This is a genomic window from Flavobacterium longum, assembly GCF_965137575.1.
Lineage (GTDB): Bacteria > Bacteroidota > Bacteroidia > Flavobacteriales > Flavobacteriaceae > Flavobacterium > Flavobacterium longum.
The window spans coordinates 525,145-547,341 of record NZ_CBCRZJ010000002.1; the positions used below are offsets into that span (position 1 = coordinate 525,145).

At 49.2% G+C, this 22,197-nt stretch carries 20 protein-coding genes and 1 riboswitch; of the genes, 7 read left to right on the forward strand and 13 right to left on the reverse strand.

The window, feature by feature from the left end; genetic code table 11:
- Positions 1-8: 8 nt before the first annotated feature.
- Positions 9-734, forward strand: coding sequence for a TrmH family RNA methyltransferase (locus ACM9J1_RS05290; protein WP_415580915.1), 726 nt, complete (start codon positions 9-11; stop codon positions 732-734).
- A 746-nt stretch (positions 735-1,480) separates the two neighbouring features.
- Here the strand turns inward: ACM9J1_RS05290 and porT are convergent.
- The 4 genes from porT to ACM9J1_RS05310 form a co-directional block, all read right to left on the reverse strand.
- Positions 1,481-2,173 carry a type IX secretion/gliding motility protein PorT/SprT gene (porT, locus tag ACM9J1_RS05295; protein ID WP_415580917.1) on the reverse strand — a complete coding sequence of 231 codons (693 nt, stop codon included), beginning with the start codon at positions 2,171-2,173 and terminating at the stop codon, positions 1,481-1,483.
- Positions 2,170-2,901 (reverse strand): bifunctional demethylmenaquinone methyltransferase/2-methoxy-6-polyprenyl-1,4-benzoquinol methylase UbiE, encoded by a 732-nt coding sequence (gene ubiE, locus ACM9J1_RS05300; RefSeq protein WP_415580918.1) that lies wholly within the window; start codon positions 2,899-2,901, stop codon positions 2,170-2,172. The genes porT and ubiE overlap by 4 nt, the downstream gene beginning before the upstream one ends.
- Positions 2,902-2,997: 96 nt before the next feature.
- The gene (locus ACM9J1_RS05305; protein ID WP_415580919.1) at positions 2,998-3,480 is read right to left on the reverse strand and encodes a dihydrofolate reductase; all 483 of its coding nucleotides are present in this window, start codon (positions 3,478-3,480) and stop codon (positions 2,998-3,000) included.
- A complete protein-coding gene (locus ACM9J1_RS05310) occupies positions 3,477-3,839 on the reverse strand; it encodes a 2TM domain-containing protein (protein ID WP_415580920.1) in 363 nt (120 codons plus the stop codon). Before ACM9J1_RS05310 ends, ACM9J1_RS05305 begins: the two co-directional genes overlap by 4 nt.
- Before the next feature lie 242 nt (positions 3,840-4,081).
- Between ACM9J1_RS05310 and ACM9J1_RS05315 the strand changes: the two genes are divergently transcribed.
- The gene (locus tag ACM9J1_RS05315; protein WP_415580921.1) at positions 4,082-4,378 is read left to right on the forward strand and encodes an isoamylase early set domain-containing protein; all 297 of its coding nucleotides are present in this window, start codon (positions 4,082-4,084) and stop codon (positions 4,376-4,378) included.
- Between the two features lie 31 nt (positions 4,379-4,409).
- On the opposite strand, the gene ACM9J1_RS05320 is transcribed toward ACM9J1_RS05315, so the two are convergent.
- The 6 genes from ACM9J1_RS05320 to metK all read right to left on the reverse strand — a co-directional run bounded on the left by ACM9J1_RS05320 (position 4,410) and on the right by metK (position 10,021).
- Positions 4,410-4,796: a DoxX family protein gene (locus ACM9J1_RS05320; RefSeq protein WP_415580922.1), complete on the reverse strand. Its 387-nt coding sequence runs from the start codon at positions 4,794-4,796 to the stop codon at positions 4,410-4,412.
- Positions 4,797-4,867: 71 nt separating this feature from the next.
- Positions 4,868-5,692 (reverse strand): thymidylate synthase, encoded by an 825-nt coding sequence (locus tag ACM9J1_RS05325; RefSeq protein ID WP_415580923.1) that lies wholly within the window; start codon positions 5,690-5,692, stop codon positions 4,868-4,870.
- 133 nt (positions 5,693-5,825) lie between these two features.
- A complete protein-coding gene (locus tag ACM9J1_RS05330; protein ID WP_415580924.1) occupies positions 5,826-6,449 on the reverse strand; it encodes a bifunctional nuclease domain-containing protein in 624 nt (207 codons plus the stop codon).
- Between the two features lie 256 nt (positions 6,450-6,705).
- Entirely contained in the window at positions 6,706-7,674 is a 969-nt protein-coding gene (locus ACM9J1_RS05335; RefSeq protein WP_415580925.1) for an electron transfer flavoprotein subunit alpha/FixB family protein, read from the reverse strand.
- 144 nt (positions 7,675-7,818) lie between these two features.
- Positions 7,819-8,565, reverse strand: a complete 747-nt coding sequence (locus tag ACM9J1_RS05340; protein WP_415580926.1) for an electron transfer flavoprotein subunit beta/FixA family protein — start codon at positions 8,563-8,565, stop codon at positions 7,819-7,821.
- Positions 8,566-8,767: 202 nt separating this feature from the next.
- On the reverse strand, positions 8,768-10,021 hold the full coding sequence (gene metK / locus ACM9J1_RS05345; protein WP_415580928.1) for a methionine adenosyltransferase: 1,254 nt from the start codon (positions 10,019-10,021) through the stop codon (positions 8,768-8,770).
- Positions 10,022-10,300: 279 nt separating this feature from the next.
- Between metK and ACM9J1_RS05350 the strand changes: the two genes are divergently transcribed.
- The 5 genes from ACM9J1_RS05350 (at position 10,301) to metF (ending at position 17,118) form a co-directional block, all read left to right on the forward strand.
- Positions 10,301-11,200 carry a T9SS type A sorting domain-containing protein gene (locus ACM9J1_RS05350; protein ID WP_415580929.1) on the forward strand — a complete coding sequence of 300 codons (900 nt, stop codon included), beginning with the start codon at positions 10,301-10,303 and terminating at the stop codon, positions 11,198-11,200.
- A gap of 179 nt (positions 11,201-11,379) precedes the next feature.
- A riboswitch (SAM riboswitch) is annotated at positions 11,380-11,485 on the forward strand.
- 371 nt (positions 11,486-11,856) lie between these two features.
- Positions 11,857-12,858 carry a homocysteine S-methyltransferase family protein gene (locus ACM9J1_RS05355; protein ID WP_415580930.1) on the forward strand — a complete coding sequence of 334 codons (1,002 nt, stop codon included), beginning with the start codon at positions 11,857-11,859 and terminating at the stop codon, positions 12,856-12,858.
- 111 nt (positions 12,859-12,969) lie between these two features.
- Complete coding sequence (gene metH / locus ACM9J1_RS05360) at positions 12,970-15,660, forward strand: methionine synthase (protein ID WP_415580932.1); 2,691 nt, start codon at positions 12,970-12,972, stop codon at positions 15,658-15,660.
- Between the two features lie 99 nt (positions 15,661-15,759).
- Positions 15,760-16,113, forward strand: coding sequence for a four helix bundle protein (locus tag ACM9J1_RS05365; RefSeq protein WP_415580933.1), 354 nt, complete (start codon positions 15,760-15,762; stop codon positions 16,111-16,113).
- 48 nt (positions 16,114-16,161) lie between these two features.
- Positions 16,162-17,118 carry a methylenetetrahydrofolate reductase [NAD(P)H] gene (gene metF / locus ACM9J1_RS05370; RefSeq protein WP_415580934.1) on the forward strand — a complete coding sequence of 319 codons (957 nt, stop codon included), beginning with the start codon at positions 16,162-16,164 and terminating at the stop codon, positions 17,116-17,118.
- Between the two features lie 58 nt (positions 17,119-17,176).
- On the opposite strand, the gene ACM9J1_RS05375 is transcribed toward metF, so the two are convergent.
- From ACM9J1_RS05375 to ACM9J1_RS05385, 3 genes are all read right to left on the reverse strand, one after another.
- Complete coding sequence (locus tag ACM9J1_RS05375; RefSeq protein ID WP_415580935.1) at positions 17,177-18,157, reverse strand: pyruvate dehydrogenase complex E1 component subunit beta; 981 nt, start codon at positions 18,155-18,157, stop codon at positions 17,177-17,179.
- Positions 18,158-18,263: 106 nt separating this feature from the next.
- A complete protein-coding gene (locus ACM9J1_RS05380; RefSeq protein ID WP_415580936.1) occupies positions 18,264-21,026 on the reverse strand; it encodes a carboxypeptidase regulatory-like domain-containing protein in 2,763 nt (920 codons plus the stop codon).
- Positions 21,027-21,335: 309 nt separating this feature from the next.
- Complete coding sequence (locus ACM9J1_RS05385) at positions 21,336-22,190, reverse strand: GLPGLI family protein (RefSeq protein WP_415580937.1); 855 nt, start codon at positions 22,188-22,190, stop codon at positions 21,336-21,338.
- Positions 22,191-22,197 lie beyond the last annotated feature (7 nt).

Sequence of the window (22,197 nt, forward strand, 5' to 3'; positions counted from 1 at the left end):
TTTTTTCTATGGTTAGCAAAAGCCAAATCAAGTTAATCACCGCACTGCACCAAAAAAAATACAGGCAGCAACAGCGGCGTTTTATTGCCGAAGGCGTCAAGGTCATTGGCGAACTGTTGGCGGCAGGCTGGACGCTGGAACATTTGTATCTCACGAATGATGATTTTGCCGACGTCCCGGCGCCGAAACGCACCTTGGTATCGGACGCCGAATTGCAAAAAATGTCTGCCCTGACCACAGCCAATACATGCTTGGCGGTTTTCCATTTTGCGAATGAAAAACCCGTCATGGAAACCGGTTTACTGGTGGCTCTTGATGACATCCGCGACCCGGGCAATTTGGGCACGATCATCAGGCTTTGCGATTGGTTCGGGATTTCCCAATTGGTATGCTCGCAGGAAACCGCCGAATTGTACAACCCGAAAGTGGTGCAAGCCACCATGGGTTCGATGGCACGCGTAGCTGTCAATTACGTAAATCTTCCGGAGTTTCTACAACAAACCAAATTACCGGTCTTCGGGACTTTTATGGATGGTGAAAACATTTACCGCCGCGAACTTCCGGCAAGCGGAATCATCGTTCTGGGCAATGAAGCCAACGGGATTTCAACTGGCGTCGAGGCGTTGTGTTCAGACCGGATTGCGATACCGAGATTTGGGGAAATCCAGCAAACCGAAAGTTTGAATGTCGCGACGGCGACAGCGATCATATTAAGCGAGTTTCGTAGGCGGTAGGTTTGGACGACGTCCAAAACCTTATTTTTCTTTTCTTTCTTTCTTTGTGCCGCTGCCGCTGGGCCGTCTTTTGTCTGGCAACAAAAGAAGCAAAAATGCCGGGCGGCCATGAAGTTTGCTAAAAATCATCGCCGAAAGCTAAACTGCGGGAAACTCGCTGTCGCTCAGACAGCCCGCAGTTCTTAACGCTTGCGGCTCCGATTTTCTTTACGCAATCCTTCATGCAAGCCGCGACTAAGCGGAATGGGTTGTTGTTTCGGGCTCGCTAACGCAGCGCCCGAAAAGAGAAGACTTCCAAAACCAACTTTCGGTTAGACAAACCACTATTGTTTCCAGAACGGTCTCGGTTTGGTTTTCGGCCTACGAACCCAAGTCGTAAGAAAACAAGGAAAAAGCTGAGCGGGAAATACCGTAGAGTGACGACCAAAGGAGGAACGGCTAGGTATTGGAGCGAAGCTTTGACGTAGTTTTCAAGACTGGTTCGTCAGCCTTGACCTTTTGTTACTTTTGCGTCAAGGCAAAAGTAAACCCCGCCGGTAGGCGCACAATAAAAATACAAAGGGTTTGGACACAGTCCAAAAGAAAGACGCTGCGGCCAGCACAAACCCCTAGCCCGGATGGAAGCGGCATCCTTTTGCGAAGTGCAACGGAGCAAAAGATACAGCACTAATGAAAACAAAGTGGGTTGAGCTTTGTTTGAAATTATTACGCGAAGCGATGCCGGAAACAGCTCCTGAAAAAAGATCTTAGTGGAACGTAAAGTTGATCAGCACCGCGCGGGTTTTCAGCGACTCGATCTGGCTGGTCCACGGGCTGTTCGGGTCGTTGTCGCGGATGAGTTCGTCGCTGAAGCCGAAGACGCCGCGGATGGACGGTGAGAATTTGAAATATTCGAAATACAGGTCTATCCCAAAGCCGACTTCGTAGTTGTATGTCCAGGGCTGGACGCGGAAACGGCGTTGGAGGTTGTCGTCTTCTGACTTGGAATTGCTGGACAAATTGAGCGTGGCCGACAAACCGCCGTTGAGATAGGGCCGTATGTTGCCGATGCGTTTGGACATGAACTTGAGCAGCATCGGGAAATGGATGTACGTGGATTTCACCTGGCGCAGGCGGTCACCTTGTTCGGTAAAATTCGGGTATTCCAGATCGCGCTGGGTGTAGAACAAACCGGGTTCGAAACGCAGCTCGACGTTTTCGTGAACACGCAGTACGCCTACCAAACCTACGTTGAAACCGGTAGTGTTCTTGATGGCGATGTCAACGGGTTGCGGGGTTTTGTAGTCAATCTTGAAATCGTAAAAATTGAAGCCCAGGAAGTAACCCCAATACACGCGCTGCTTGTCGAAATTCTCGAGATTGATCAGCGGATCTTTTCCGAACTGGGCGTGGCTGTGCAACGAAACAAGGGCAAATATGACGATAATGAACTTTCTCATGCAGTTTTTGAAGCAGAATAAATGGTTGCCACACCGAAAGTCTGCGGCATGGAAACTACGTCTATAAACCCAATTTTACGCAAAATATTGTTCAGTTTTTCGCCATACGGGAAAACCGACGCGGAAGCCGACAGGTAACCGTAAGCTGCGTTGTCTTTCGAAAACAGTTTGCCGATGAGCGGCATGATGTATTTCGTATAAATGGTGTAGCCTTGTTTGTGCGGGAATTTTTCGGGAACCGATGTTTCAAGGATGACGAAAATGCCGCCGGGTTTCAACACGCGCAGGATTTCGGCGAGGCCTTTCTCGAGGCTTTCGAAATTGCGGATGCCGAAGCCAACGGTAATAGCGTCAAAGGAATTATCGGGGAACGGGATGTTTTCTGAATCGCCAGACACCAGTTCAATCTTGTCGGACAGGTGTTTGGCCGCCACTTTTTTGCGCCCAACCTGCATCATGCCTTCGGAAATGTCTATGCCGATGATTTTCTTGGCGCCGGTTTCGGCCATGAGAATCGCGAGGTCGCCGGTTCCGGTAGCGATGTCGAGCACCGTTTCCGGGTTTTTGGCCGTGACGAGTTTCAGTACTTTCTTGCGCCACTTGATGTCGATACCAAAGGAAATCACCCGATTCATACCATCATAGCCGCCGGAAATATTGTCAAACATCTGCGCGACTTGCTCTTTCTTGCCGAGCTCGGAATTCTTGTATGGCGTTACTTGTGGCATTGGCTTTCGTTCAGTGGGCAAATATACGGCTGAATGTTCAAAGTTCAAGGTTTAAGGTTGAAAGTTCGCATTGCGTGATGCGTTGCAGGCCAAGCCCTAAATCCGTTCGAATACCTGGAAAGTAAAATCGTAGGCGTGTTTGTCGTCTTTCGGATGGAATGTTGACGAAACGAGCCGCCATTGCGCTGGATCGATTTCGGGGAAAAAAGTATCGGCTTCAAAAGTGGCGTGCACGCGCGTGAGGTCAATCTTATCGGCCAAAGGCAAGGCTTGTTTGTAGATTTCGCCGCCGCCGATGACGAAAACTTCTTGGTCTTTCGGGCACAACGCAAGCGCTTTTTCAAGGCTGCCGGCAACGAGGCAACCTTCAGGATGATAGTCTTTTTGTCTGGTGACGATGACGTGCGTGCGGTTCGGGAGCGGTTTCGGGAAACTCTCAAAAGTCTTTCGGCCCATGACGATGTAATGCCCTGACGTGATTTGTTTGAACCGTTTGAAATCGTCGGGCAAATGCCACAACAATTGGTTGTCTTTGCCCAATGCGTTGTTTTGGGCGGCGGCCGCAATCAGGATAATCATGGATTTTGGTTTTGGGCCGCGTCTGTCTCCTGTTGTCGCTCGGCATCGAGCTGCGCCTGAAGTTTCTGCATTTTTTTCTGTTGCATAGAGACGAGTTTGTCAATCTGGTGGCGTTCCCAATTCTTGTTCATGAAACTGTCGGTGATGAACACTTTCAAGAAATGCAACACAAAGAGAAATGCCCATGCCGTGATGACCCAAGCGTACCAATCGTCGGCTTTGTCTACAGCCAATATTTTATTGACGATAAACAGGAATAAACTGCCTACGAGCAAGAGCAAAAAATGACGGAATACGTTCTTTTTCTGCCGGATGCGGTTGCGGGCATATTCGTATTGTTCGTGCTGGAGGTTGTCCATTTTGCGCGTTTTTTGGCGATTTAAAGGTAGGATTTTTTTACAAAAGGCAAAAATCGGCGTTGGCGAAAATCAATTCCGAAAACGTTTCCGTCTGCATCATCATGATTACGACAAGGTTGTAGTGTGATGAAAGAGCAAATTTTCGCGGCATTTCTTACGATTATGGTAAAACTGACGGGCCGCCTTTTTTCGCGCCCAAAAACTTCCGTCCTTTGCTGCATAACCTTAAATATGAATAAGTTATGGCAATCAAGAAGCAATTTGTAAAAACAAAACCTGTTTGTAAAGTGACTTTTTCGGTCGATGCGAAAGAAGCAAATACTGTAGCCGTGGTTGGCGATTTCAATAACTGGGACAGCCAGGCCGGCGCGCTGGGCAAACTGAAAAACGGCACGTTCAAAGGTGCGTTCGATGTAAACAAAGATGCGGAGTATGAATTCCGTTATGTGATCGACGGCGTATACGCCAACGACCCGGAAGCCGACGCTTACCGTTGGAACGATTATGCCGGCGCCGAGAACTCGGTGCTTGCCGTTTAACAAAAAAGAATCCGCCAACAGGCGGATTTTTTTATTCGATTCTTTTCGCGGCGAACACGCCGGTGTAGTGGTTTCGGTACGCGTACAACAAAAAGACGTGTACCACCAAAATGGCAACGGCCATCGCGACGGTTCCCGGATCGATCAACGCATGCAACAACACGATGTTGAACGTAATGGGGAGAAGCACGACATTGGCCAGCGCCACATACCGTCCGGCCAGGTAACAAATGGCGCATAATAATTCGATGGTCTTCACGATGTCCATCAAATGGACGGTGGAAATGCCGGTCATGTATGTAGCCACGTCTTTCGGCGGCACATAGTCTTCCGGCACCCAATTCAAGAAATAAGCGGCCGAAGCCCAAAGGAACATTACACCCATCAGGACGCGGGCAATGATAATGGCAATTTTCATAAGCTTGTGTTTTTGGTTACACAAGTTTACGCAAAATCAAAAAAAAATCCCGCTTCACGGCGGGATATTCGTCAAACGGCAACAACGCCTTTGATGTGCGGATGCGGATCATAATCAACTAAGGTGAAGTCTTCAAATGTAAAGTCGAAGATGTTCTTGACTTCAGGATTCAAGATCATCTTTGGCAGCGGGCGCGGCTCGCGAGACAATTGCAGCTCCAGCTGTTCCATGTGGTTGTTGTAGATGTGCGCATCGCCAAACGTATGGATGAATTCGCCCGGTTGCAACCCCACGACTTGCGCCACCATCATCGTAAAGAGAGCGTACGAGGCAATATTAAACGGCACGCCCAAAAAGATGTCGGCGCTTCGTTGGTAGAGTTGGCAAGACAATTTTCCTTCGGCTACATAAAACTGGAAGAATGCATGGCAGGGCGGCAAGGCGGCCTTTCCGTTGGCGACATTTTCGGCAAATGATTTGGAAGTATCGGGCAACACCGATGGGTTCCAGGCAGAAACCAGCATGCGTCGGCTGTTCGGGTTGTTTTTTAACGTGTCGATGAGTTCGGTGATTTGGTCAATCTCATCGCCGTTCCAGTTACGCCATTGGTAGCCGTACACCGGGCCAAGGTCGCCGTTCGGGTCTGCCCATTCGTCCCAGATGCGCACGCCGTTTTCGTTGAGGTATTTGATGTTCGTGTCGCCGTTCAAGAACCAAAGCAACTCATAAATGATAGACTTCAAATGCAGCTTTTTGGTGGTCACCATCGGGAAACCTTCCTGCAAATCAAAACGCATCTGGTAGCCGAACACGCTTTTGGTTCCGGTTCCGGTGCGGTCGCCTTTCTGGACGCCGTTTTCGAGAACATGTTTAACGAGGTCGTGGTATTGTTTCATTTAATTGTGAGTTGTGAGTTGTGAGTTGTGACTGGGCCGTTAAATCATACAATCGTATGATTTTAATGTTTTTTGATGCCGAAAGTTAGGTAACTGCGAACCAACTCACAATTCACCATTCTCAATTCGCCATTTAATTACTTTCCCGCTTCGAAATCTCATCGCGGATCTTCGCTGCTTTCTCATAATCTTCATCCTGAACCGCGTTTTGCAGTTGCTCGTGCAGTTCAGAGAGGCTGAGTTGCGCATAGGTATCGCCGGCGCGGCTGGCTTCCATCCCGAAAGTTTCGGGCGTAGAAAGCACGTCGTCTGATTCTTCGTGTTTTTCACCTTCGGCCGGATTGGCTTTCAGGTAAATGCCGGCTTTGTCCAAGATATTCTTGTAGGTGAAAATCGGTGCGCTGAAACGCAAGGCGAGTGCAATCGCGTCAGAGGTACGGGCGTCGATGATTTCCTCGATCTTGTCGCGTTCGCAGATGATGCTCGAATAGAATACGCCGTCCACCAGTTTGTGGATGATTACCTGCTTGACCACGATGTCAAAACGCTCGGCGAAATTCTTGAACAAATCGTGTGTCAAAGGGCGCGGCGGCCTGATTTCCTTTTCAAGTGCGATGGCGATAGACTGGGCTTCAAAAGCACCAATTACAATAGGTAATTTTCGGTCTCCGTCGACTTCGTTCAGAATCAAGGCATAAGCGCCGTTCTGCGTTTGGCTGTAGGAAATGCCTTTAATGGTCAGCTTAACTAAACTCATAATATCTTACACTAGCGCAAAGTACCGAATTTTAGTTGGATAAAAAAAGTGGCTAGATGTTTAGTAGATGAAAAAGCTAGCGGCTAGTGGCTAGTGGCTAGCGGCTGGATATTCTATGCTGACCGAAGCTAGCGCATCTCTAAAAATGTAAGTTTTAGACTGTCTTTTTCTTTAGGCTTTCTATTAAAAAGAAATGGCTAGCGGCTAGACAATATATCTAGCCGCTAGCCACCAACTACTATAACCGCAGGTTCTTCTATGAGTGCTGCGCCTTAAACGCTTTGATTTTCTCAGTCAATTTCGGCACGATTTCAAAAGCATCGCCCACCACGCCGTAATCGGCAACCTTGAAGAACGGCGCTTCAGGATCGGTGTTGATGGCTACTTTCACTTTCGAGGCGTTGATGCCCGCAATGTGCTGGATCGCACCCGAAATGCCAATGGCTACGTATAAATTGGCAGCTACCGGTTTTCCGGTTTGGCCTACGTGTTCAGAATGCGGCCGCCAGCCCAAGTCGGAAACCGGTTTAGAGCAAGCCGTGGCAGCGCCCAAAGCCGAAGCCAAGTCTTCCACCATGCCCCAATTTTCCGGGCCTTTCAATCCGCGTCCGGCAGAAACAACCACGTCCGCATCGGCAATGGTTACTTTTCCGGTCGTGCGGTCAACCGATTCGGTCTTGATGGCAAAATCGGCATCAGAGATTGATGGCGCAAAATCTTCTTCGCTCGCCGATCCGGCGCTTTCCACCAATCCGTAGGAATTTTTCGCCAAGCCCAACACCTTGATGTCGGTATCCATTTGCGTGATGTTGAACGCCTTGTTCGAGAACGCCGTGCGCTTCACCTGGAACGGAGCCGTTGAAACCGGCAAGCCAACCACATTCGACGCATAACCCGCATCGAGCGACACAGCCACCAGCGGCGCCAAATACAGACTGTCGGTTGTTGAAGAAAGCAACACGAGTTTCGCGCCCTCTTTTTGCGCGGCCTGTTTGATCACATCGGCATAAGCCTTCGCCGAGTAGGCCGACAATTTACTGTCGGTCACTTTCAGTACTTTGCTCACGCCGTATTTGGCGAGTTCCGAAACATCGCCGGCATTGATGGTTACCGCAGTCACGCTGGTTCCCATAGATTCGGCTACTTTTTTACCGTATGACGCCAGCTCAAAAGCCACTTTCTTGAACTTGCCGTCGGCTGATTCTGCGTATATTAATATAGACATGGTCTTAAATTTTTAATTGTATTTATTTTTTTTGGGCGTTGCCGTTGGCCGGGCTTTCCGCGGTGCACGGCACCTTGCTTCAATCCCTAACGCGGTTCGTCCAGAACCTCGACTTCCTCTTTATTTCAACTTTCGTCTTTCGACTTAAATCACCTTCGCTTCGCTGTGCAACGCGTCCACCAAACCGTCCAGATTGTCAACGGTGAAGAGTTTAACAGCTTGCTTCGGTGCTGGTTTTTCAAACTTCACGGCTTTGGTCTTGTTGTCGGCCGAAACCGGTTCCAACACCTGCAGCGCTTTTGTTCTGGCCGTCATGATGCCGCGCATGTTCGGGATGCGCAAATCTTTTTCTTCCACCAGGCCTTTTTGCCCACCGATGATCAGTGGCAAGCTCGCAGAAACGGTTTCTTTTCCGCCGTCGATCTCGCGGATCGCTTTCACGTTGCTTCCGTCAACGGTAAGCCCGATGCAGCCGTTCACGAAATTCGCGCCAGTTAACCCAGCGATCATTCCTGGAACCATTCCACCGTTGTAATCCAGTGATTCCTTGCCGGCAATCACCAAATCATAACCGCCATTCTTGATCACTTCAGCCAATTGCTTGGCCACGAAGAAACCGTCTGTCGGGTTGGCATTCACGCGAATCGCCTCGTTGGCGCCAATGGCCAAAGCCTTGCGCAAAGTCGGCTCTGTATCTGGGCCACCTACGTTTACCACGGTCACGTTCGCACCTTGCTGCTCCTGGAACCAGATCGCGCGCGTTAGGCCGAATTCGTCGTTCGGGTTAATCACGTATTGCACGCCATTTTGGTCAAATTCAGCGTCGCCGTTTGTGAAATTAATCTTTGAAGTAGTATCAGGCACGTGGCTGATGCAGACTAATATTTTCATTATGATTAGATTGTAAAATGAGATTTCAGGGAGCGAAATTAGTGATTTAATTTGAAAAATATACTATGCATGCATAATATTTACAACGATTTCGTGGTTTTTTAACGGTTGTTGGAACTTTCGCGATCGTCGGGTCACTTTATGGTCTGTTAAAAAGAAAAAGCCCGCTTTCGCAGGCCTTCGAGTTAGGGTTAGTTAGCGCTTATAATCCGAACGCGGCTTTCACCTTGTCCACATAATCCAGTTTTTCCCAAGTAAACAACTCCACGGTAACGGTTTTGTCGTTTCCGCCCGGCGACGTAAAAGTCTTGGTCACCGTTTCGGGCTTGCGGCCCATGTGCCCGTAGGCTGCGGTTTCGCTGTAAATCGGGTTGCGCAGTTTAAGGCGCTGTTCGATGAAATACGGGCGCATGTCGAAAATCTCTTCGACTTTCTTCGCGATTTCGCCGTTGGTCATGTTCACCTTTGATGTGCCATATGTTTCCACGAAAATACCCATCGGTTTCGCCACGCCAATCGCATAGGAAACCTGTACCAGGATTTCATCGGCCACGCCAGCAGCAACTAAGTTCTTTGCGATGTGGCGCGTCGCGTAGGCCGCAGAACGATCCACTTTACTCGGGTCTTTCCCTGAAAATGCGCCGCCGCCATGTGCGCCTTTTCCGCCATACGTGTCCACGATGATTTTACGGCCCGTCAAACCGGTATCGCCGTGCGGTCCGCCAATGACGAACTTTCCGGTCGGGTTGATGTGGTAATTGATCTTGTCGTTGAACAAGTGCGCGTACTGCGGGTATTTCTTGATGATGCGCGGAATCAGGATGTTGATGATATCGCTCTTGATTTTCGCCAACATCGCGTCGTCATTGCTGTCAAAATCGTCGTGCTGTGTAGAAATCACGATGGCGTCAATCCGCACCGGACGGTTGTTGTCGTCATATTCTAACGTCACTTGCGACTTGGCATCCGGGCGCAAATATTTGATCTCGTTGTTTTCCCTTCTCAGGTTGGCCAGTTCAATCAAAAGTGCATGCGACAAATCGAGCGCCAACGGCATATAATTCTCAGTCTCGTTGGTAGCGTACCCGAACATCATGCCTTGGTCGCCGGCACCTTGGTCTTCTTTGCTGGCGCGATCAACACCTTGGTTGATGTCTGCCGATTGTTCATGGATGGCCGAGAGCACGCCGCAGGAATTGGCCTCGAACATGTATTCGCTTTTCGTATAACCGATGCGTTTGATGACCTCACGGGCAATCTGTTGCACATCAAGATAGGTCTTGGATTTCACCTCGCCTGCCAAAATCACCTGACCTGTGGTTACAAGGGTTTCGCATGCTACTTTGGAATCTGCGTCAAACGCAAGGAAATTGTCAATCAGCGCATCCGAAATCTGATCCGCCACCTTGTCTGGGTGTCCTTCACTGACAGATTCAGACGTAAATAAATAGGCCATATACAATTAATTTTTACCCGGAAGTGGCAGGGAAACTAAAAGAAGTCTTCTGCTTTAGCATTTTTAGACGGCTTTGCGTCGGAGGTTGCAATCAGTCAAATCTGTCCTCCCGGATGGTTCGGGTGCAAATTTAGGAAAGGAATTTTATTTTCAAAAAAAACTTATCCAAATAAGCTAAAAACTATGTGGATAAGTCAAATTTCCCGACCGTTATCAACCGGTATTTTTTTTCTTATTTTTACGGAAGTTCAAATTATTAACCTTATAATTAAATTGAGTATGAGAAAACTATTACTATCTGCATTGCTTGCGGCTTGCGGCATGAGCCAAGCGCAAACTACCGTATTCGAGGATTCTTTTGACACGTACACAGATTTCGCGATCACCGGCGTTGGTTCCTGGACCATGATCGATGGTGATTTGAGGCCAACCTACGGTTTTACCGGAGTTACATTCCTCAACAGCGGCGTGGCAAAGGCGTTCCAGGTGTTTAATTCGGGTACGACTTCACCGCCGTTGACGGCATCTGCCTCAAGTGACTGGACTGCCAGGACCGGAGACAAAGCCATGGTTTGTTTCGCCGCCGTGCCAAATGCCTCCGTCTCACAAAACGACGACTGGTTGATTTCGCCAGCCATTACTTTAGGGACAGACACGAATCAGCTTTCGTTCTGGGCAAAATCGTGCGACACAGAGTTCGGGAACGAAGAGTTCGGTGTGTATATTTCTACCACAGGAACTGCCGTGACTGATTTCGTGCCATTTGAAGAGTTCATCATGTCGCCACCAGACCTCAACTATTATGAGTACACGTTCGACCTGACAGACTATTCGAGCCAAACGGTTTACATTGCCATCCGTTGCACATCTGCTGACATGTTCGGTTTTATGGTCGATGACTTCAAAGTAACCACAACAGGTCTCGGTTTGCCGAACTTCTTCAACCAAAATTTTGCGGCGTATCCAAACCCAGCCAATGATGTGTTGAACCTGAACAGCAAAAATGGGCTCGTCATCAACGGCGTTCAACTGACAGATCTTAACGGCCGCGTAGTGCGCAACCTTAACGGCGGCGTTACCGAAATGCAAATCAACCTGTCAGACTTGGCTTCAGGCGCATACTTCCTGAAAGTGCAATCAGACGCTGGCGTAGGCGTACACAAAATCCTCAAAAAATAATTTTTTGGAAGCTATTGAAAAGTCCGGCATTGTCCGGACTTTTTTTTGCGATAACGTTATCGTAGATTTTTTTGCGCCAGCCGTTGCAAATTCAAAAACCAATCCCTTACTTTGCGGGGTTCATTCACATTTTGTTTTGGGCCGTTCACCGATTTGGTAATCCAAAAGGCAAACGGCAATTGTTATCACGAAAGGCCGAGGGACTAGACCCGTTGAAGCCTTAGCAACCCTTTATCTTAAAGAAGGTGCTAAATTCTACCGGTTTTCGGGCCGGACAGATAACCACGAGAATTTTCCTCGGCTTTTTCATATAACATTTTTTAGGAGCACGGCAGCATCGTCACGATGGTGTGTGGTCCCGCTTTCGCCTTTATCTTTTGGCGGCTCTCGATACGCTTCGCACTCGAGCGCGCCCAAAAGGATACCGGCTCTATCGGGGCTATTTTACGTGTTTCCGGTTCGCAGGGAAGAAGTGGCTAGTGGCTAGTTGTTAGTGGCTAGATATTTTGACTAACCGCGACATGGTCATCAGACGAAACATATTTAAAATTTATAGAGATTGCCTTGCGATGCCACCAAGAAGCATGAACAAAAAATCAACACGAACCAAGAATAATTATCTAGCCGCTAGCAACTAACCCCTAGCAACTGAAAAAATGAGCATACACACCGCCATCCAATCTCGCATCCTCGTCCTCGACGGCGCCATGGGCACGATGCTCCAGCGCTACAATTTCTCAGAAGAAGATTTCCGGGGCGAACGGTTCAAGGATTTTCCGCATCCGCTCAAAGGCAACAACGATTTGCTTTCGCTCACGCAGCCACAGGCCATCCGCGACATCCATGCGCAGTATTTTCAAGCCGGTGCAGACATTGTCGAAACCAATACGTTTTCATCCACGACCATCGGCATGGCAGACTATCATCTGGAAGATTTAGTGTATGAACTCAACTACCAGTCGGCCAAGATTGCCCGCGAAGTCGCCGATGCATTCACGGCTCAAAACCCTCAGAAGCCCAGATTTGTTGCGGGTTCCATCGGGCCAACCAACCGCACGGCCAGCCTGTCGCCAGATGTGAACAACCCCGGTTTCCGCGCCATCACTTTTGACGAATTGCGCATCGCCTACAAACAACAGGTGGAAGCGTTGATTGACGGCGGCGTTGACATTTTGCTGGTCGAAACCATTTTCGATACGCTCAACGCCAAAGCCGCGCTGTTCGCCATCGAAGAAGTCAAAGAAGAAAAGCAAGTCGATATTCCGGTCATGGTCTCGGGCACGATTACCGACGCTTCCGGCCGCACGCTTTCGGGTCAAACCGTCGAAGCCTTCCTGATTTCCATCGAACATTTTCCGCTGTTGTCGGTCGGGTTCAATTGCGCACTCGGCGCAGACCAATTGCGACCTTACCTGAAACGGCTGGCCATGAATACCACGCTGAACATCTCCGCACACCCCAACGCCGGATTGCCCAACGCATTCGGCCAATACGACCAATCGCCGGAAGAAATGCAATCGCTCATCCGCGAGTATTTACAGGAAAACCTCGTGAACATCATCGGTGGTTGTTGTGGCACGACACCAGAACACATCCGATTGATTGCGGACGTCGCGGCGGAGTTTGAACCGAGGAAGAATTTGGTTGTTAGTGGCTAGTTGCTAGCGGCTAGATATTTTTTTCTAACCGTTACCAGAATGATAAATTGAAGCAGGAACTAAAATTCACAACAGACATCTAGCAACTAGCTACTAACAACTAGCCACTAAATGACCCAGAATACACCCGATAACGCACCAGCCAAATACCTCCGCCTCTCCGGCCTCGAACCGCTCATCATCACGCCCGAAACCAACTTCGTGAATGTCGGTGAACGCACCAATGTGACGGGCTCGCGAAAGTTTCTCCGCCTGATCAAAGAAGAACGATACGAGGAAGCGCTAGACATTGCCCGTGGCCAAGTAGAAGGCGGCGCGCAAATCCTGGACGTGAACATGGATGAAGGCATGCTCGACGGCGTGCACGCGATGACGACTTTTCTCAACTTGATTGCTTCCGAACCAGATATCGCACGGATTCCCATCATGATCGATTCCTCCAAATGGGACATCATCGAAGCCGGTCTGAAAGTCGTACAGGGCAAAGGCGTCGTCAATTCCATATCCTTGAAAGAAGGCGAGGCGTCGTTCATCCATCACGCAAAATTGGTCAAGCGTTACGGCGCGGCGGTCATCGTCATGGCGTTTGATGAAGAAGGCCAAGCCGATACTTACCAACGCCGCATCGACATCTGCAAACGCTCGTACGACATCCTTGTAAACGAAGTAAAATTTCCGCCCGAAGACATCATTTTTGACCCGAATATTTTCCCGGTCGCCACGGGCATGGACGAGCACAAACTGAACGCGCTCGACTTTTTCCGGGCCACAAAATGGATACGGGAAAACCTGCCGCATGCGCATGTTTCGGGCGGCGTGAGCAATGTGTCGTTTTCGTTCCGGGGCAATGACAAAGTCCGTGAGGCGATGCATTCGGCGTTTTTGTACCATGCCATACAACACGGCATGACCATGGGCATCGTCAACCCCGAAATGCTCGAAGTTTATGACGAAATCCCGAAGGACTTGCTCGAACACGTCGAAGATGTTTTGTTGAACCGGCGTGACGACGCGACCGAACGATTGCTTGAACTGGCCGAAAATTTCAAAGACGACAAAAAAATACTTGAGAAAGAAGCACAGGAGTGGCGCACGCATCCGCTACAGGAAAGGCTGACGCACGCCTTGGTGAAAGGCATCGACGAGTTCATCGAGATGGACGTGGAAGAAGCGCGTCAAACCGTATCGCGGCCCATTGAAGTGATCGAAAACCATTTGATGAACGGCATGAACGTCGTGGGCGATCTGTTCGGCAGCGGGAAAATGTTCCTGCCGCAAGTGGTCAAATCAGCGCGTGTGATGAAAAAAGCCGTGGCCTATTTGCTGCCGTTCATCGAGGCCGAAAAAGACGGCGTGTCACAGTCGGCGGGGAAAATCCTGATGGCTACGGTAAAAGGCGACGTGCACGACATCGGCAAAAATATCGTGTCGGTGGTGTTGGGCTGCAACAATTACCAGATCATTGATTTGGGCGTGATGGTGCCGCCGGAGAAAATCATCGAAGCCGCCATACGGGAAAATGTCGATATCATCGGGCTTTCTGGCCTGATCACGCCGTCGCTCGATGAAATGGTCTATCTCGCCAAAGAACTCGACCGTTTGAACATCAAAATTCCCGTCATGATTGGCGGCGCAACCACTTCGCGGGCACATACTGCCGTGAAAATCGCACCGGAATACCGCGAAACCGTCGTCCATGTCAACGATGCGTCGCGTGCCGTAACGGTTGCCGGAAACCTCCTGAACACATCAACCAAAACAGATTACGCCAAAAATCTACGTACGGAATATGACGAACTCCGCGAAGGTTATTTGAGCCGTTCGCGCGAGAAGCACTTCCTGACGATCGATCAGGCGCGCCACAATAAATTACAGCTCGATTTCAACCCTGTAAAGCCGAATCAATTGGGCGTGCACACGATTTCGGTTGGCATTGAGACGCTGATTCCGTACATCGATTGGACACCGTTTTTCCGAACATGGGAATTGTACGGGAAATATCCGGCGATTCTTCAGGACGACGTTGTGGGCGAACAGGCAACATCCGTTTTCGCCGATGCCAAGCAAATGCTCGAACAGATTGCCGCAGAAAAGAAGTTGACAGCCAAAGGTATTTATGGCATTTTTCCCGCCAACACGATCCATGACGATGACATCGAAGTCTATCCAACGAGCAACGACCAACAACCCACGGTTTTTTTGACATTACGCCAACAGTCCGAGAAAACGCAGGGCGCGCGCAATCTTTCACTGGCCGATTTCGTGGCGCCGAAAGATTCCGGCCAGACCGATTACATCGGGGCATTTTGCGTCACGACCGGGTTCGGCGCAGATGAATGGGCCAATGAATTCGCGGCGCAACACGACGATTACAACGCGATTATGGTCAAAGCCATAGCCGACCGTTTGGCCGAAGCGTTTGCCGAATATTTGCACGAGAAAGTCCGCACGGAATATTGGGGTTATGCCGCCGATGAAAACCTCTCGAATGAAGATTTAATTGAGGAAGCCTACAAAGGTATCAGGCCGGCACCGGGTTATCCGGCTTGCCCCGACCATTTAGAAAAGCCAACCATCTGGAAACTGCTCGATGTGGAAACAAAAATCGGTGTAAAGCTCACCGAAAGCATGGCGATGTGGCCGGCATCATCCGTGTCGGGCTACTATTTCGCGCATCCGCAGAGCAAGTATTTCGGACTCGGAAAAATCAAGGAAGACCAAGTGGCGGATTATGCGCTTAGAAGAGGGATTTCTGTGGAGGAAGCGAGGAAGTGGTTGGGGTCAAATGTTGCGGAGAAGTAGATAGTGGCTAGTTGTTAGTGGCTAGATATTTTGACTAAATGCGGGATTACCGTAATAACATAAAAATGCTTTTTGCGAGATTGTCGAGAAAAGCAAATTATGGATTATACGAAACTCAATGTTTGGATTCAGTCAAGAACATTAGTGAATGCGGTTTATGATTTAAGTGAGCAATTTCCGAAAAAGGAAATGTTCGGGCTTTCAGATCAAATGCGTCGTGCGGCAGTGTCGGTACCTTCAAACATAGCCGAAGGATGCGGAAGAAAAAGCATTAAGGAAACATTGCGATTCCTTTATTTTTCAAGAGGTTCGCTGTTCGAAATAGAAACACAATGCTATTTGGCATTGGATCGAAAATACATTAAAGAACAAGAATTTAAGTCGGTATTCGAATCGATACAGAACTGCAAACGACTATTAAATGGCTTCATCAACCATTACACAAAATACTAATATAAGAATGGTTATCTAGCCACTAGCCACTAACCACTAGCCACTGATATGAAAGTCACCGAACACATCACCAAAGCCAACGGCAAATCCCTTTTCTCCTTCGAAATCCTGCCGCCGCTTAAAGGCCAGAACATCCAATCTATTTTTGACAGTTGCGATCCGCTGATGGAATTCAATCCGCCGTTCATCGACGTGACCTACCATCGCGAAGAGTATGAGTTCAAGGAATTGCCCAATGGTTTGCTGCAGAAGAAAATCGTCAAGAAACGCCCCGGAACCGTGGGCATTTGCGCCGCCATCCAGAACAAATACGGTGTAGACGCGATTCCGCATATCCTGTGTGGCGGATTCTCTAAGGAAGACACGGAGAACTTCCTGATCGACATGGATTTTCTCGGCATCGAAAACGTCGTGGCGTTGCGCGGTGATGCGGTCAAAAGCGAAACGTACTTTAAGCCCGAAAAAGACGGCAATGAATACGCGTCCGAACTTGTTTCCCAAATCACGAATCTCAACAAAGGGATTTATCTGGACGAAGACCTGCAAAATACCGCCGCCACGGATTTCTGCATCGGTGTTGCCGGTTATCCGGAAAAACACATGGAAGCGCCAAGTTTGGACAGCGACATCTATTTCCTGAAACAGAAAATCAAGAACGGCGCAGATTACGTCATCACGCAGATGTTCTTTGATAACAAAAAATATTTCGATTACGTGGATAAATGCCGCGCGGCCGGGATTACTGTGCCCATCATTCCTGGCTTGAAACCGATTTCAACCAAGAAGCAACTCAACCAGATTCCGCACCGTTTCAGTGTTGATTTGCCCGATGATCTGGTCATGGCCGTCGTAAAAGCCAAAGACGCCGATGCCATCAAGCAAATCGGGATCGAGTGGTGCATTGCCCAGAGCAAAGAACTGGTAAAAGCCGGGATTCCGGTGTTGCATTACTATTCGATGGGGAAAGCCGGCAACATCCGCCAAATCGCGAAAGAAGTGTTCTGACGCGAAAGGAAAAAGAAAAAGCCGGATGATTCCGGCTTTTTTTTATGGTCTGAAAAAACTATTTCTTGTACATGACTTTCTTGACGGCCTTGACCACATCGGTGGCGTTCGGCAACCATTCCTTCAGCAATGTCGGTGAATAGGGCGCTGGCGTATCGGCTGTGGTGATGCGTTGCACCGGCGCGTCCAGGTAATCGAAGGCGCGCTCCTGAACCATATACGTGATTTCCGAAGCCACGCTCGCAAACGGCCAAGCTTCTTCAAGCACGACCAACCGGTTGGTTTTCTTTACCGAATTGATGATGGCGTCGTAATCCATCGGGCGAACCGTGCGCAAGTCAATGATTTCGCATGAAATCCCGTCTTTGGCCAATTCGTCGGCGGCAATGAATGCTTCCTTGATGATTTTTCCGAACGACACGATGGTCACGTCTTTCCCTTCGCGTTTGATGTCGGCCTGACCCAGCGGAATCAGGTATTCGCCTTCGGGCACTTCCATCTTGTCGCCGTACATCTGTTCAGATTCCATGAAAATGACCGGGTCGTTGTCGCGGATGGCCGATTTCAAAAGTCCTTTTGCATCGTATGGGTTTGAAGGTACGACGACTTTCAATCCCGGCGTGTTGGCGAACCAATTTTCGAACGCCTGCGAGTGCGTGGCCGCCAATTGCCCCGCGGAAGCAGTCGGGCCGCGGAATACCATCGGCATCGGGAATTGTCCGCCCGACATTTGGCGCATTTTTGCCGCGTTGTTGATGATCTGGTCAATGCCCACAAGCGAAAAGTTGAAGGTCATGAATTCTACGATCGGGCGGCAGCCGTTCATGGCCGAACCTACTGCGATGCCCGCAAAACCAAGTTCCGCAATCGGCGTGTCGATGACGCGTTTCGCACCGAATTCGTCGAGCATGCCTTTCGAGGCTTTGTACGCGCCGTTGTATTCGGCGACTTCTTCGCCCATCAGGTAAATGGATTCGTCGCGGCGCATTTCTTCGCTCATCGCCTCGGCTATCGCTTCACGGAATTGTATCGTTCTCATGGAATGGTTCGATTAAATTTGAGAGGCAAAAATAGCAATAAATTGCACTTGCGCCGCAGTCCTGTTTTATTTTTTCGCGATGGATTTTCGGCGATTGCCCACGTCATTATAAATTGTATTTCACCGAGAAAATCAAATACCGCGGCTGCACGATGTAGCGGGATGAACTCGTCCTGAACTGGCTGAAGTTGTCGTCGTTCAAAGACGTTGTGTTGAGCAGGTTCGTGCCGCTGAGTTTGTATTCCCAATGGCTGTCTTTTTTCTGGTAGATCAGGCTGGCCGTCAGGAAATCGTATTCATTGTCTACCGGGAAATCATCGTCGTTGCTGGTGTAATGGTAAAATTCGTACTCTGCGTTGAAGGAAAACGCGTCCCAGAAATAATAATCAAGCGTTACCGACGGCGTTTCAGTGTAAAAATTCGTGTCGTTGTAGTTGTTCACCGACAGGCTGTAGCCCAGGCCAATATTCGGGATTTTATTGAAATTGGTCGAAAACTCAATATTGTAGTTCTGTGTGAACGACTCGGTGGTTTCAATGCGTTCGGCCGTGCTGTTCTGCGCCGCGCGCAAAATGTTGTTGAATTTAGACCAGTTGAGGTTCAGCCCAACCGATGCCTTGTAGTATTTCAGGAACGACCGGCCGTAGCTCGCGCTGCTCGACAAGGTTTCATCCGCGAAATTCGACCCGATGTTCACGGCCTGCGACACTTGGTTGTTGGCTTCAAAGAACGTCCTGGATTTCACGGCGTTGGTCTTCCGGGAATAGTTGATGTTGGCGAAAATGTTCGTGAAATTGAACATGTTGAAATTGAAATACCGGAGTGAATGCGTCTGCATCAGCGCGTTTTCCAGGTAACGGTTGCCGCGGAACAACGAGTTGTAATCAGAAAAGGTGTAGCCTTCGGCGAATCGGTTTACGTCGGTAAAATCAGTCGTATAGGCAAAAGTATAGGTCAGCGACGCCGATTTCTTGATTTGATACAACGCATAAATGTCGGGTAGAATCCGGGTGAAATTGTCCGTGGTTTTTTGCCCCAACTGTTCATTGTACGTTAAGTATCGGTGCACGCTGAACCCAGGGTTGAACGTGAATTTCCCGGTGATGAACTTGTAGTGCAACCCGAGGAAAATGTCGTTGAAATTATACGTGACGTCGTTGTCTGTATTGTCGTTCAGATCGTTGGTCGTGCCGTTGTCGAGCAACTGGAAAATGTAGGAATTGAACCGTTGGTGCGAATACGTGTTGCCGAGCGTGACGTTGATGTTGCTTTTTGGCGTCAGCATGTAATAATAGTCCAGTTTACTGTCGAGCTTGTTGGTGCGCACATACCGCTGTTGGTTGATGTCGTAACGGCTTTGCGGCAGAATGCCCAGGTTGTATTGCGATTCTTCAGGAACGATGCTGTCCGGGAACGGATTCACGCCCAAGTTCGGGTTGTAGAACGGATCTTCGTCGTTGTACAAGTGTTGCGCGCCAAAGGCAAACACGTGTTTGTCGCCCAGCGTATAATACAAATCGAGGTTTTGGTTGAACGACACCGGGCTTTGTTCCTTGGCCGAAAAAATCGACTGGCTCACGTTGCCCGCATCCGAAATCACATCCGAAAACAAATCGCCGTCTTCATCCTGCGCAGACATTTTCAAGAGCGCGTCGTAATCGAATTGCAATTTCGTACTGGGTTTGTAGGTCGAGCTGAGCTTGAACAAACCGAGGTCGCTTTTCTGATGGGTTTTCTGGGTGCGCGATTCGGTGGTTTCCACTGGGTTGAACGGCGACTGTAACGTTGTGGTGCGCGTCTGGGTTTCCAAATCGGTAATCGTGGACGATGCAATCGCGAAACCGCTCAAACTCCAGTTTTTGGTGACGTTGTACGAGAAATTCGCCGCCCCGAAACGCGTATCGATTTCCTTCGCGCGGTTGTTCCGCATCAGCGACAAGCCCAAGTCGCTGGACGACACATTAAAGTTCGTGCCGCCTTTGGCCATCATCCGCCTAAAACCGCCCGTAAACTTGAAATAGTCTTGGATCGTAAAGGGCAATTCCCCGATGTTGTTGAAATCGGCGATGAGGTTGATACTATACTTTGGGTTGTAATAAAAAATCTTCGGGTTGATGTTGTAGCGCGTCTCATCGTCGGCCACGCCCACGCCGGCATTCATGTCGCCAAACCAGAAATTCTTTTTCCCCGATTTGAGTTTGATGTTCATCGCGATGTCGTCGTTGTTGTTGTCAAGCCCTTTCATCTGCGACACTTCGTTGTAATTGCGCAAGACTTGTACTTTATCGATCGCATCCGCCGGGATATTTTTCACGCCCAGCTTGGTGTCGCCGTCAAAGAAATCCTTGCCTTCCACCATAAGTTTCGACACTTTCTTGCCCTCGACTTCCACTTCACCATCGGCATTCACTTCCACGCCAGGCAGTTTTTTGAGCACGTCGCCCAGTTTGCGTTCGGTGCCGGTCGTAAAAGAATCGGCGTTGTAGATAATCGTATCGCCTTTGATGGAAACGGGCATTTCTTGGACGATTTCAACACCTTGCAAATCAATGCCGCCTGATTCAAGTGCGATATTCTGCGACAGGTTTTCGGTAGTCGTGTTGATTTGTACTTCCTTGGTTTGCATCCCGAGGTAACTCACTTTCACCGTGTAGGCCGAATTGGGTTTCAGCACAAGCGAATACTTGCCCTTGTCGTTCGTGATCACGTAAGAATCCATGGCTTTCGTGCCGTTGTTCACCGCCATGACGTTGGCCATTTCGAGCGGTGCGCCGTTCTGGTCTTGGATCGTGCCCTCCAGCCTGATGCTCGTTTGGGCGTTTGAAAGTATCGGAAACAAGAACAATAACAGGAAGTAGAAATTTTTCATTGGAATTTTTTGTCGCGGTAAAAGTAGCGGATTTTCGGGGTTTGAGGATGTTAGCGGAAAGTTAATAGCTGAGGTTTTTAGTTGTTAGTGGCTAGTAGCTAGATATTTTGTCTGGCTGGTACATCGCGATCAATTGAGTGAATACATCGTCCATTCTTTATCGTCAGGCCATTGTGCTTATAGCAAGTCTTTATTGGAGAATAAACATCCGTCAAGTACATTTATCTAACCACTAGCCACTAGCCACTAGCCACTAGCCACTAGCCACTAACAACTAGCCACTAACAACTAGCCACTAACCACTAACCACTAACCCCCAATTCTGATCACTTGCCTTTCGCCGCGACCCTGCGGCATGTCCTGCATCTCCTTCATTTTCTTTTCGCGGATTTGCTCGAATTCTTCCAGCGTGACTTTTTCGCCGTCTTTCGGGACGAATATTTTTGGTTTTTCGGCTGGATTGAGGATGATTTTTGAACACAAGGTCACGCGTTGGCCATCGTTGGTTTCCAAGATCAGTCCCGGCAATCCCCAGAAATTTTCCGGGCCGTGGCCTACCGGGATATCGGGCGTGAACCAGGCTGTGATTTCATAGTCCTGCGGCTCGTCGATGATGATCACGCGCTTTGGATTTTGCGCCATTTCGGCTTTATTGCGCTCGTAGGCTGCGCGTTCTTCGGGCGTGACTTTCACGATGGCCGTGGCTTTGTAGCACGTGTAGTTCCCGATTTTCTTGCTTTCTTCGGTAATCTTCCATTCCCAGACGGGCAGTTTTTCGGAGACGACGAATTCCTTGCCCATGATTTCCTGTTCGGATACCGATGATTTGTCTTTCAAACTGGTATAACGGCGACCGTCGCCGCTGTTGACGATTTTCACGTTGACGCCCGGCATGTTGGGTTGCGGTGCGTCTAGTTTTTGTTCTTCTTCCCAGTTGGATTCGGTTTGGTTGAAGGTCAGCAGAAAGGTTTTGTCGAGCTGGCTCTTGAGTTGCGCTTCGATCATTTTCTGCATTTCCGGCGACATCGTGTTGCCTTTGACTTCCATGGACGGCGGCCGCATTTTGGTTTCATAAACGGCCTTCCCGTAAAACTGCTGTCCTAGGATAGTTTGGGCGCAAAGCAACAACGCCGCCTGTGCCAGTTTGATTACGAATGTCTTCATAAGAATG